This is a genomic window from Vibrio fortis (assembly GCF_000695685.1).
Lineage (GTDB): Bacteria > Pseudomonadota > Gammaproteobacteria > Enterobacterales > Vibrionaceae > Vibrio > Vibrio fortis_A.
On sequence record NZ_JFFR01000027.1, the window covers coordinates 19,343 to 32,023 of the forward strand.

The window sequence follows — 12,681 nt, forward strand, 5'->3', positions numbered from 1 at the left end:
TGACCAATAACAAAAATCCTCTGCATTGGCAGAGGATTTTTAGTTTTTACTCAATCAAGCAACAATGACTCAAACTGCGTCATGAGCTTTAACAATGAGCATTAACGGTTTTCAAAGCGGTTGTAGTCCAGTAGACCAAACTCAATAGGTTGGTTCTGCTGATACCATTGGTGAACACGGTCGCTGAACGGCCAAAAGTCGATCGAGCTTCGGCGTACCGCAAACTTATCGAGTAAGGTGACATAATCCTCTTCAGTTTCAATAGTTTGTAGCATAGAAACAAGCTGAGGGATTTCTGCTTCATCAAGCTCTAGGAAGGCAGCAGGGTAGCTACCCACAACGCCTCTTACCAAAGTCAGGTCATCGTTCTGGTAGTCTCGGTTGCTCTCTTCGTTGAATAGGCTTGAGATATTGGTATGAGAGTTGTTGTGAATCATCGTAAACAACTGCTCTTCACCGTCCTGTGCCTTAATTATCATCATTACGAGTTGAGGCACATGCTGTAGACCAGCGCCTTTGATCGTGTCGACTTGTTGCAGCAGAGCTTCATGTTTCGGTTCAAACCCCGTATCAACGATCTTGTAACGGTCGTTAAGAATAGGTTTTAGTTTCTCTTCCAACATATCGAACAACTCCGCCTTAGGGTTGTCGGTTTTGTAGACAACACTAGACGGCTGATCGAACGGTGCGATATTGCGCTGTAAGAAATCACTTAACTGAGTGTTTTGGTTTTGGTACCAGCTAGAATGTTCCTCATGACGAACGTCTTTAGGTAACAGGGTTAGGAAGTTACTTTCACCCTCTAAACGTAAGAAGTCCATAAACATGCGAGTCATCAGCTGGTGGCCGAAGTTACCGTAGACATCAAAGCCAGCGACCAACAGGTAATGAATGCGCTCTAGTAGAGCATAATCAAGTACCCATGCTGTCTTTGGTTGCGTACCGACCAAACCTTGCACAACAGAAGCACTGTCGAAGTGTCTAAACACGGTTAGCGCTGCATTTGGGTTGGTACCGCCACCGTCCCAAATCACGTTCATGGTGAGGTTTTCACCGTTTTTGAACCATTTGTTGGTGAACTCAGATTTGCCTTCTAGATAGCGAGCTTGCTGCTTCGAATATTTCACCCAATTGGTCACAGGTAGCGTGTTACTTTCAAGTTCCCCTGGCAGTTTTAGGTTGTCTTTTTGGCTTGCGTAGAAATCATTGATCTCAGGGAGATCGGCTTTATCCGGATCGACAAATACCACCCAAAAGCGGTCATTAATAACGTTCAACGCTAATTGTCCGCGACAAACAGGGCCTTTGATGTAAGCCATGATGGTGTTTTGGGCATTGTCGAGCATGAATTTAAAGCGCGAGTTTACAGGCAGGTCTTCAAATGCAGTCATAGGGTTGGCTGCAACATCGACCTCATAGCTTGGCAGCTCTCGTACTATGTATGGGGTATTAACAAACCAAGTTGTCCAGTCTTGTAGTCGCTTTTCGTTAAGAGCAAACGGCATGTGCGTTTTGTCGACAATGGTGCCTTGCTCAGGGATGATGCGGTAATAGACACGTGGCACCTCAGGGTCATCGTATGGGCGTCGTGTCGTAATACGTTGCACGGGTTGACCTGGTGGCGTTGCAGAGCGAATCAAGGTGAAGAAGCGAGTTGGTCCCTCTAACTCTGAGAAGTAGAGGTGAGAAAGGAATAAGTGCTCGTAGATGTAACGAGCAGACAGCTGACTTTTACGCGCGCTTTTGTTTAAGAAACTCTCATAGGTATTAACCAGCGCTTGCTCATCTTCAGTCAAAGGGATGTGAGCGTTCATGATTGCGCCGTTCTCTAACCAGCTCATCAAGGTCGCGTATTCACCTTTATCTAGATTTGGCATCCCGTAAGGCATTCCCCATGTTGGGTAATCTTTCTCGTATTGGGCATACTCTTCAATGGTCGGGCACTGCTGATCGCGGTCAACAGCGAAATCAAAGCCTTCCAACTGTTTTTGATCAGGAAGTGGGTGGTTCTCTTTTTGGATCAACATGCGAGCAACCAAACCAGCATCTAAGTTTGCGGTCGTGTTTTGCATACGCTCGTTCAGCACAGGGTGAAAGTCAGCATCGCGCCACTCTTGAGTGGTCAACGCATCTTCAAACAAGCGTGTAGGTGCTGATGCTGTTAAGCGTGTGCCTTGATAAACCAATGCTTTACTTGCACCTCGGTCTATCCCTTCAACTGAAGACATCTTCAACTGACATGGCGCATCGTAACAGGCGTGACATACCACGCATCGGTTATCGATAATCGGTTTTACTTCATTAATGAAATGTTGTGCTTGTGCAGAAACCACAGGTGCTTGGCGGTCACGAACTTCGGGTTCACCAAACAGCTCATCGAAGTTTAAGCCAGCGTACATTGCACAACCTGAGAAGAGGCTGACCAGTGCGACAACCCATATTCTTTTTAGATTCATAGAGACTTATAGTTTTATCATTTTTCTTAAGTATATCGAAAATGATTGAAAATGCTCATGTTCTAGTAATTTGCTGAATAGCGTTGCTCGGAAAACAGCAAACGGATCGACTTTATCAATGATTCACCCAGCAGACAGAGAAAGGTATGTTTAACTTCTCGAACTCTTTAATCCAGCGCCACTGGTTGTCTTGGAGTTTATCGCCTGGTCCTTTCACTTCTATCCAACGAAAGCCGTTCTCATTGAAGGCAATAAGATCAGGCATGCCAGTTCGATAAAGTTTGAGATCTTTAAGTAACACTCTAAACAGATCACAAAGCACGGGCAGGGGAATATGTTCTATCGCGTGCTCTAAAAGCTCTTTGGAAAAGTAGGCCCATTGTACAAACGGGTTGGCGACACCTTGTTTGGCTTTAAATGTATCCAATAAGATTCGCATGCCTTCGTCGTTGAGTTCATTAAAGGTTTGGTCGATCAACTCTTGTCTCTTGCTGACAAAGTCGTCGTGGTAAAGGTCAAGGGGGCGATATTGGTATTGGTTGATAAAGGCACCATCAACTTCCGCAAATATCACCTTCCAAAAGGCCAATCCAAATAAACCATTTAGAAAGGTATTCTCACTGAAGTAGCAATGCCAACCTTGTGTTTCCATATGTGCGCGTACGGCCTGTTCAACACGTACTTTGCTCAGGTCTAATTCAAGATGTTCATTCTCGCAGGTCGGCTTTTTGGAGCGTGGTACTTTATGACCTTGAAGCCTTTGTACTCTCTGCTTGAGCTTGTACGCCACTTCTAACTCTGCAATGTCAATCGGGCGTTGAATCATTTCGGTGACAACGTCACTCATCATCTCCACTTGGTTTAACTTATCATGAATACGCGCTTGTCGCTCACGACTAGGCGGTAGGTGCGATTGAGCAAAATAGTGCAGGGCGAGTTGATACTCTTCTAATCGTTCAAGATCTCTAGCAATTAAGTTGATCAGCTTCGATCGGCGACGAACTAACGCAGTGTGGTCGCTATTGGTTGGTATGTTACTCAGCAGAGTCGTGAGAGATTCCGAGTCTTTGGTCATGAGCTCATAATATTGATGCTGGATCTTATGCAATGACAGCAGCTCATTCACCTGTTCGCGGCTTTGAAAGAATCGTGTCTCGAGAGAAATTGTCACCGGTTCGAAGGTTTTCAGCCCTAAATCACTTAATACAAACTGGCTTAGATCTTGGTGAGTATTACCAAAGAAAAGTACGAGCAGTAGATCGATCAGTTCCGGCTGTAGCAGTTCAATACAGACAAACGGAAGTTGCTCAAAATCGTTGAACGTCTCGTCTGGCAACTGTTGTAGCAAGACATCTTTGCGAGCGGAACGATTTGATACGAGATCTGGGAATACTTGAACCAGCTCAGGTTTCGTTAGTAGATCTCGAGCTAGCTCTGAGCAGGAGATGCTAGGTCGCGTTTCGTTAGCCCCATTGCTTGAGCGAACAAAGCCTTGTTCAGAGAGTCGTTCTATCTGCAGCGGAAAATCATCGATTTCTTGATAGTTGAGTTTATCGCTTCGAAACCAATGCCCTTTGCGGCTGAACAATCTGACAAGCGCGCAGCGAGCGGGTGAGGGGAGGGCCATAAAGCGTTGAAGCCACTCTTGCTCTTGGGAATGAAGTAGATCTAGGTACCACTGTTGGGCGTGTTCGATAAGGCGTTGAAAGTTATCGAGGTAATAAGTTGGTGGTAGTACAGGTGTGTTTTCTAGCAAGTCTTTCTCTCATCAAACCGTTATTTGAAAAGGCTTCCTTCTAACTCAACCCGTTTATAGGACGCAGATACAAAAAGAGCCTAACCCTAAGGTTAAGCTCTTTCTTTTCAAATTCAATCTTTTATCAGATTAAGCTTGAGATGCTTTTAGCTCGGCAACTTTTGCTTCAGACATTGGCTTAGTGATGATTGCAAGAACAATACATACTGCCATCATTGCTGCAGAAATAGTGTAAGCAAGGCCGTAGCTGTCGCCGTTAGTCATTGAGTAACCAACAACCGCTGTACCGATCGCACCACCGATACCCCATGCCGTGTAAAGCACGCCGTAGTTTGTACCGTAGTTCTTAAGGCCGTAGAACTCTGCAGTTAGAGTTGGGAATACTGCAAGTAGAGTACCGTAACCAACCGCTGCAACTGCTGTACCGATGATTAGCGTGAACTCAGTGTTAAACGTAGCGAATAGAGCCATGTTTGCGCCTTGCAGGATGAATGCAAGTAGAAGAGTACGAACGCCACCGATTTTGTCAGCAAGCATACCAGCAGCAACACGACCGCCTGAGTTAAATACAGCAAGGATAGAAGCAAGGTAAACCGCGTTTGGTAGGTTAGCTTGCGCGCTTGCGATACTTGTGATGTTACCGATGATCATTAGACCAACAGAAGCTGCGAATGCGTACATGATCCATAGAGAGTAGAACTGAGGAGTCTTCAGCATTACTTTCCAAGATAGGTCTTCGCTCTTCTTAACAGCTTTTGGTGCTTGACCAGCTTTTACTTTTGGTTCAGCTGGAGAGTAACCCGCTGGTGGGTTGTTGATAGTTGCTGCTAGAGGTACTGCAATCGCTAGTACACCAGCACCAAGAATCTTAAAGCTTGTTTGGATGCCCATGCTCTCGATAAGAGCCGCTGTTACTGGAGCAAGGTAAATTGCTGCTAGACCGAAGCCTGCTGCGATTAGACCGTTAACCATACCTTTCTTAGAAGGGTGGAACCATTTCATTGCAGAAGGAGAAAGACAAGCGTAACCGAAGCCGATACCAGCACCTGCTACAACACCGAACGTGATGTTTAGCATCAGTGGAGATGTCGCGAAACCAGACGCGATCATACCAAGACCAGTTAGTGCAGTACCAAGGATAAGGATCTTACGTGGCCCCATGCGATCTTGCAGGATACCAGCAACTAGAAGACAGATAGAGAATGTGATTGTTGCAGTCGCGTATGGTGCTGATGCTTCAGCTGCAGACCATCCTTCACCTTGTAGGGCTTTGTTAAATACACTCCAAGCATACAGGATGCCAAGACAAAGGTTGATACAGAAGCCTGCTAGCAGGATACGTGTAGCTTTATCAATCTTGCTCATTTTTATTCTCGTTTCTGTCATCCATTGAGTGAAGCACTCAAAAGAAAACGGGTTATTGTGATGGTTTATTCAAAATTAGTTTGCGTTTATCAACAGATATCGCAAAAGAGCGCGGATTATAACCAATAAAAATGTGATTGGAATCTCTTTTTACCTTTTTATCAAAATAAAACTTGAGTTGTTAAAGAACTGTTTTTTATAGGTGTTGTAGTTGTTGTTAACACCTTTCTTTTTTGTACAAAATGGTCATTCAGTCCTCACTATTCATAGCCTTGAGCTAAGCCTTCTCGGTAGTACCCCTACAAAGCGTGCGACCATCACATCATTGCAATTAATTTTAAATTATTTCGATGGTTAATTTTGTGTAACAAAATAAATCAATTTGACCAATATTTGCCACAAGGCCAGAGGGGACTTAGTTTCTTGAAAATCCTAATGTTAACCGTTTGTTAACAGGGATGTTTGCAGACCTTCTTGGTTACAAATTGTTCAGTTTTTGGGCTTGTTTTGTGCGAAAAAAGTGGGAAAATAGTACGTAAACTGAGATTCCAAATTTGAAAGGATGCGTTTCTAGTCTATATGAGGCGAGTATTATGAAACTATTTTTAATTCTATTGATGTCGATTACGGGCGGTGTTGCAGCTGCTGATCATATTCATTCTTTCTTGTTCGGCTTCTACATTGCAGCTCTGGCTGTAGGTAGTTGCTACTGGCTGGCATTTCGCAGCACGCGTTTCCCACAATTGGCTCTAGTGCTACTGCTGTGTGGCTTCTTCGCAAAAATTGCGGTTACGGTTATCGGTGTTTCTTGGGGTATTTCGAATGACATTATCCAGTCACCGTTTATCTTCTCGCTATCTTACCTGTTCTTCCTAGTGGTTGTGTCTTACGTATGGTTCTCTTACCGCGATAAGCTAACGCTAAAGAAACGTGAGAAGCAGATTGAAGATGCTCGCAAGCAAGCGGCATAATTCAAAACAGATTCTAAAAGCCTTCTTCGGAAGGCTTTTTTACGTTTGCAGCAGATGAAAAATACCCCCAAGAGATGAGAATCTGTTAGGGGTATATGTTTATCCAAGGTATTTGAAGATTACGCTATTTCTTCATCATCTTTGCAAGATCAGCAAACGGGTTATGCGTCGCATGCTGGTGGTTATCGAGCTCTGCTTTCGCATCCACGCCATAACGTTCATGGTCAGTGTACTTAGAATGTTCGTGATCATGACAGTACAGGCATAACAGTTCCCAATTACTGCCATCTTCCGGGTTATTGGTATGGTCGTGATCAACGTGGTGGACGGTTAACTCACGCAGGTTTGAATAAACAAACTCTCGTGCACACTTTCCACAAACCCAAGGGTAGAGCTTCAGTGCTTTTTCACGGTAGCCACTCTCTTTTCGTGCATACGCGGCACTTGAACCATTGTAATCAGACGACATTGCTAAATTCCTAGTTATTGTATTGGCGTGATTTTAACACAGCTATCTTCAAGTCGTTGTTGAGTCACCGCAAATCATCTCTCAATTTTCAACGATGTGTTTCAAGCTCACAGGTGTGTAGATGTCTGTGCATTGGTGTAGCAATCGGCTTCTCTAGATTTGGTGAACTCGGTTATTTCTTTCTGGAATAAGCCATGCTTAACAGTTTGAAAATAAATCGTATTCGGGGGTTTTAACCGAGAGTATGTGACCTAATATCAGTTTGTGAGACCCTATATCAATAAGGAAATACTATGTCAGAACAATACACTCCACCGAAAGTTTGGGTAAACAATACCGACGGCGGAAATAAATGGGCAAACATCAATAGCCCTGAATCTGGCGCGAGATTCGAACGCGAGCTGCCAGTTGGCGAACACGCATTTCAGCTTTACTCGCTAGGCACTCCGAACGGTCAAAAAGTTACGATTATGCTTGAAGAGTTGCTCGCACAAGGTGTGAAGGAAGCCGAGTACGATGCTTACCTGATCAACATCGGTGAGTCGGATCAATTCTCTTCTGGTTTTGTGGGTGTGAACCCGAACTCTAAGATCCCAGCATTGGTTGATAAGTCTGGCGACGAAGCGGTTAATGTCTTTGAGTCGGCTTCGATTCTGATGCATTTAGCAGAGAAATTTGGTCATTTCTTACCAAAAGAGGGGGCTGCACGTACTCAAGCGATCAACTGGTTGTTCTGGGCACAAGGCTCAGCACCATTCCTAGGTGGCGGTTTTGGTCACTTCTATGCTTATGCTGACGAAAAGCAAGAGTACCCGATTAACCGCTTTGCGATGGAAGCAAAACGTCAGTTGGATGTGTTAGATAAACAGCTAGCAAACAACGAGTTTGTGTCTGGTGATGAACTGACCATTGCTGATATTGCGATTTGGCCATGGTACGGCAATCTAGTGCTTGGCAACCTTTACGATGCGGCAGAGTTCCTGCAAGTGGATTCGTACACCAATGTCGTGCGCTGGGCGAAGCAGCTTGAAGCGCGTGAAGGTTTCCAACGCGGTCGTATTATCAATCGTTCATGGGGCGAAGAGTGGGAACAAGTCCCAGAGCGTCACTCGGCGGAAGACATCGATAAAGTTTTGAAACTAAAGCCTGAGTAGTACTGGCTTTTTGATCGCAGAGAAGCTTATTGAGGATGAAAGCTTTTGGTGGATTCTCTTCAAAAGGTCGAACTATCAAGCAGTAAGCTTCTTTGTTCAGTTACTCAAACTTATGTAAACTACCGCCATCATATTGTTTAAGGATGGTTTTATGTACCACGGTCATGTGTATTTTGCTCTGCGAAACGCTGAACAAGCTGAAGCGCTTCGTCAGAAGATCATTACAGAGCGAAAAGATGTTCTTGAAGTTTTCCCGTTGGTTCAACGTCTTGTAGGCCCACACAAAATGCCTATGTTCGAGATGCATTTTGCTAATAAAGATTCAGGCATTGTTGAATGGCTTGAAAAAGAGCGCGGCGATATGTCAGTGCTTATTCACCCTGTGACTGGCGGTGAAGAAACACTGGATCATACGGTTCGTGCTATTTGGCTTGGTCGAGAGCTAGGCGTCTTTGAAGAGACATTATCCAGTTAGTGCGTATGCCAATCTAGCTTGAAAAACACAAAACCCCGATACTCATTGAGCGTCGGGGTTTTCTTTTATGCGTTCATGATTAGCTTTTGTCTGTTCCGAGTTTGCTAAAAGAAATCAAGATAATACAAATGATGAAGCTAACTACGCCAGCTATTACCTAACAGTAGAGATACAGCAACTGAGGCGCCCAATGCGATGAGTATGTTGGTCATATTCAATCCCCAAATCGCAACACAAACCGCGACAGTCACGATTGCCCATAATAAGGTTTCTAGTATCCAAGTGCCCATTTGTTGACTCCTCTATTTCGATATAGATTTAGGATATCAGCGAGAAGGTAACCACTTGGTAACCGGGTTTTTAAAGCGAATGCGGTGGTCGTTATTCCTTGCTGTCAGTGAATTGGACGCAAACTGTAAATTTATCTTGATGTTGTTGATGACTAAGCTGCCAACCTTGACTGTGACAGACGCGTTCAACCAGTTCTAGACCAATACCAAAGGATGTATCGCGGGATCCTTTACCTGACATATTAGGATCTGGTGTGGTGTTACTGATTTCAAATCCTTCTTTACTCAGCAACATAGCCACATTGCCTTGACCGCCATGTTGAAATGCGTTGCGGACCAGATTGGTGAGCACCACTTCGACGAGCTCTCTAGGCTGGTAAATGTCGCCACAACTGACGTTGGTTTCTACCTCGACCTGTTTTTGGGAAAGCAAATATCGCTGCCCATCGACGATTTTATCGAGCAAAGCCTCTGTCTCTATTGATTCATATTGAGTGTCTAGATTGTTGTTGCGGCTCATCCATAAAAGAGTGATAACCAGGCTTTGCATACTTTGCACAGAGCGTTGAATGCGTGCCACGGCTCTCTGACCGCTGTTGGGGATCTGCTCCGTCAAACGTTGCAGCATATCGCTACTCGCTGAAATGGTCGTAATTGGCGTACGCAACTCATGACTCGCAGCACGAAGGAAGAAGCGCTCACGATCATTGGCACCACGTTCTGCTTCAACACTATTCACAAGCTGTTCGGCAAGGGCTTGAATCTCGATGTAGCGAAAGTCCTTAAGCTGGCTGACATCATCAAGGTCGAGAGTATTCGACCAGGTCGATAGCGTCATGATTGGTTTAGTTAGGCGATAAACCATTAAACGCACAACTAAGAATACTAATAACAGTAGGGTACCTATCATTAACAACGCTGAGTTTAAATGGGAGCTCGATTCTGGTGGACTTAACTCTAGCAACTCGAAGTAAAGCGCTTCATCATATTCTGAAACAATGTAGAAGATTTGATCGCTATCTTGTAGCGGATGCTTGGCGGCATATAAGTAAGTACCATAACCGGCGCTGCTATTGAGGTCTCCGTTGTTGCTAGGGTTTATATAAGCTTCATATATCTCATCGTCTTGAAAGTCCTGCCAAGCAAAGGCTTGTTGAAACTTGAGTGGGATCTGTGCCGGGTCTAGAAAGATCTGAAAGGTCACGTTATCGCTATGCGGCGCTTCACCTGTCGCGAGGTAATGTCGTTCGGCGACTTTGAGCTCGTAAAGAAACTCATATTTGGTGCTCTCGTTGATACCTATATGATAACTTTGCGACACCATAAGGCCATAGGCTGCAGTGAGTAACAGCAATAACCCAAAAAGGTGGAGGTAGATGTCTCTTTTGATGCTGACTCGCTTCATGACTCTTCCTTTCGCAATGCCACACCAACACCGTGAACGGTATGGATAAGTTTGGAATCAAATGGTGCGTCGACCACTTTTCTCAGCTTGAACAGTTGGGCTTTAAAGCTATCAGGTGTTGGAAACTCGTCTTCCCATGCTTCCTCTAACTTCGCTCGCGTGACCACGCTGGGGCTATTCCTAACCAATGTCACCAACATACGCCAGCAGACAGGAGACAGCTTTAATGGTTTGCCGTCGCGAGTTGCTTGGTGTGTATTGAGGTCAACGGAAATGCCGTTAGCAGAAAGGGTAGAAACTCCGCCTTGCGCACGACGTATGAGCGCCATCAAACGTACTTTAAGCTCTTCCATCGCAAAAGGTTTGACGAGATAGTCATCTGACCCTACATCAAACCCAGCGATTTTGTCTTCGAGCGTATCACGCGCTGTAAGCATGAGGATTGGCGTTGTAATACCTTGGGCTCGTAGCGATTGGCATACATCAAGTCCATCCATTTTCGGCATGTTAATGTCGGTCAGAATCAAATCGTAATTGTCATCAAGGGCGAGGTTTAACCCCGCCGCACCGTTATAAGCAAAATCAAACTCGAAGCCATCGAGTTCCATATAGTCGGCGATGGCTTCAGCGAGATCACTGTCATCTTCAATCAAAAGTGCGTGAATGCTCATGGGTCTCCTTTTTTGATTCTCTTTCCCTTCTCCAAGCCCATATTGGTGGTTGAACTAAGAGTTGCATGCGATACGGCCAGTTGGGTGCATTCCATAGTTGGCTCAAGAGCTTAGCATATCCGTGGAAGTATACTTTAAGTGGATTCACAGAGTTGATTCTAGGGAATACACCATATCGCACGGTCTCTTCTTCTCTGGCGAAGGTGCCAAACATGCGATCCCAAATGATCAAAATGCCTGCGTAGTTCTTGTCGAGATACTGCTTATTGGTCGCATGGTGAACTCTATGATGTGATGGTGTATTGAACAACGCTTCGATAGGGCGCGGAAACTTCTTCACCGTTTCAGTATGTAGCAGTGTTTGATAAAGCTGAACAAAAGTCTCACACATCAATACCACGAACGGATTGAACCCAAGAAGGATCAACGGCAGGTGGAAGAAGAATGGGAAAAACCAATCTAACGGTCCGAATCGGTACGCAACGGAAATGTTGAAATACGGCGAACTGTGGTGAACAGAGTGTGTACCCCATGCAAACCCATTGCTGTGAAGGAAGCGGTGCTCCCAATAGTAAGCGAGGTCCGCCAATATCAGACAGCCGATAATTGTCCATCCAGTGATTGGCAGCTGAGTCAGGCTAAAGTTCTCGTACGCGAACACAAACGCACCAACGTATGCGAGACCAACAAAAAACACGGTCACCAATAGGAAAAACAGCGTAACAAAGTTGGTCAGGCTATCTCCTAACATGTTACAAGATAACTTCTTCTTGAATGCGTAGCTGACGAGTTCAATGATAAACAGAGCTAAAGCAACGAGGACGAAATTGTCGTCCACCCATGTTTCGCTGAATATGATTTGGCCTTCACTAAAGACCTGAGACAGAAATTCCATGACGATTATCCTTATCGGTTCTATTTATAGTAGACATAAAGTTCGCTGGAATCGGGCAATCCATGCTGATTGAGGTAGTGGCGTTCGAGTACAGCCTCTACGTCACGTCGATAATCGATCATCTCCCAAGCGCTGGTTAGCTCCGTATCGTCATGTTTTCCTTTGTTGAGCAATGTGACCGCTTTATTGAGGCTTGAGAAGCGAGCGCTGGGTTTAACATCTGAGCCCGCCTTTTGTCGGAAGCCAACCGTCACTGTTGCTTCACTGAAATCACGCGCTATCTCTTGGTAGAGAACGATCACTTCGTCGCTAACCACATTCTCGGAACTGAGATTCTTGTTTTTCCCTGATTCTACTTGTTCATAAAAGCTCGCCCAAACTTGCGGGACGGACTGCAATGTGACGGCTTGGGTAACGCCAATCACGCTACCCGGTTGGGTCATATCGAATCCTGCATCTGAGGAGGAATCTCTGGTTAAGGAAGCTTCAGCTGAAGATGTATCTGTTTTCGAGGCTAATGGACCAATCTTCGCGATTGCAGGTTGCACTTGCAAGGCTCCCCAAATCGAAGCCGTGATAGCGGTTGTAGTGAGTAACGAAGCGAGCAATTTCATAATGTCTCTCCCTGTAGATGGTAAACCATGAGCAAATTGGCCATGGGAATTGGTTAAGCACCAGTGCAAATTTGGGTGCGTTCCTGTGTTGAAAGAGAAGATAACCAAGGGGAGGTAATCAAAAGGTAACCAAGGAGAAAAACGTCAATACAGCAATCTG

General features: G+C 45.0%; 12 protein-coding genes. 3 read left to right on the forward strand and 9 right to left on the reverse strand.

Annotated features, from left to right (window positions below):
* Window positions 1-101 precede the first annotated feature (101 nt).
* The 3 genes from VFDL14_RS06810 to VFDL14_RS06800 all read right to left on the reverse strand — a co-directional run bounded on the left by VFDL14_RS06810 (window position 102) and on the right by VFDL14_RS06800 (window position 5,577).
* Window positions 102-2,456 (reverse strand): fatty acid cis/trans isomerase, encoded by a 2,355-nt coding sequence (locus VFDL14_RS06810; protein WP_032552297.1) that lies wholly within the window; start codon window positions 2,454-2,456, stop codon window positions 102-104.
* A 115-nt stretch (window positions 2,457-2,571) separates the two neighbouring features.
* Window positions 2,572-4,212, reverse strand: coding sequence for a VRR-NUC domain-containing protein (locus tag VFDL14_RS06805; protein ID WP_032552299.1), 1,641 nt, complete (start codon window positions 4,210-4,212; stop codon window positions 2,572-2,574).
* Between the two features lie 129 nt (window positions 4,213-4,341).
* The gene (locus tag VFDL14_RS06800; protein WP_032552300.1) at window positions 4,342-5,577 is read right to left on the reverse strand and encodes an OFA family MFS transporter; all 1,236 of its coding nucleotides are present in this window, start codon (window positions 5,575-5,577) and stop codon (window positions 4,342-4,344) included.
* A 593-nt stretch (window positions 5,578-6,170) separates the two neighbouring features.
* On the opposite strand from VFDL14_RS06800, the gene VFDL14_RS06795 reads away from it, so the two are divergent.
* Window positions 6,171-6,548 (forward strand): hypothetical protein, encoded by a 378-nt coding sequence (locus VFDL14_RS06795; protein ID WP_032552301.1) that lies wholly within the window; start codon window positions 6,171-6,173, stop codon window positions 6,546-6,548.
* A 124-nt stretch (window positions 6,549-6,672) separates the two neighbouring features.
* Here the strand turns inward: VFDL14_RS06795 and VFDL14_RS06790 are convergent, their stop codons facing one another.
* Window positions 6,673-7,017, reverse strand: coding sequence for a YajD family HNH nuclease (locus VFDL14_RS06790; protein WP_032552302.1), 345 nt, complete (start codon window positions 7,015-7,017; stop codon window positions 6,673-6,675).
* A gap of 293 nt (window positions 7,018-7,310) precedes the next feature.
* Here VFDL14_RS06790 and yghU point away from each other — a divergent pair, with 293 nt between their 5' ends.
* Entirely contained in the window at window positions 7,311-8,171 is an 861-nt protein-coding gene (yghU, locus tag VFDL14_RS06785; protein ID WP_032552303.1) for a glutathione-dependent disulfide-bond oxidoreductase, read from the forward strand.
* Window positions 8,172-8,322: 151 nt separating this feature from the next.
* Window positions 8,323-8,646, forward strand: a complete 324-nt coding sequence (locus VFDL14_RS06780; protein WP_032552304.1) for a DOPA 4,5-dioxygenase family protein — start codon at window positions 8,323-8,325, stop codon at window positions 8,644-8,646.
* 137 nt (window positions 8,647-8,783) lie between these two features.
* On the opposite strand, the gene VFDL14_RS24740 is transcribed toward VFDL14_RS06780, so the two are convergent.
* From VFDL14_RS24740 to VFDL14_RS0123330, 5 genes are all read right to left on the reverse strand, one after another.
* Window positions 8,784-8,936, reverse strand: a complete 153-nt coding sequence (locus tag VFDL14_RS24740; RefSeq protein WP_167332352.1) for a hypothetical protein — start codon at window positions 8,934-8,936, stop codon at window positions 8,784-8,786.
* 91 nt (window positions 8,937-9,027) lie between these two features.
* Window positions 9,028-10,341, reverse strand: a complete 1,314-nt coding sequence (locus VFDL14_RS06775; protein ID WP_032552305.1) for a sensor histidine kinase — start codon at window positions 10,339-10,341, stop codon at window positions 9,028-9,030.
* Window positions 10,338-11,012, reverse strand: coding sequence for a response regulator transcription factor (locus VFDL14_RS06770; protein WP_032552306.1), 675 nt, complete (start codon window positions 11,010-11,012; stop codon window positions 10,338-10,340). Before VFDL14_RS06770 ends, VFDL14_RS06775 begins: the two co-directional genes overlap by 4 nt.
* Window positions 10,987-11,907, reverse strand: coding sequence for a sterol desaturase family protein (locus VFDL14_RS06765; RefSeq protein ID WP_032552308.1), 921 nt, complete (start codon window positions 11,905-11,907; stop codon window positions 10,987-10,989). Before VFDL14_RS06765 ends, VFDL14_RS06770 begins: the two co-directional genes overlap by 26 nt.
* A gap of 20 nt (window positions 11,908-11,927) precedes the next feature.
* Complete coding sequence (locus tag VFDL14_RS0123330; RefSeq protein WP_032552309.1) at window positions 11,928-12,521, reverse strand: hypothetical protein; 594 nt, start codon at window positions 12,519-12,521, stop codon at window positions 11,928-11,930.
* Window positions 12,522-12,681: the final 160 nt, after the last annotated feature.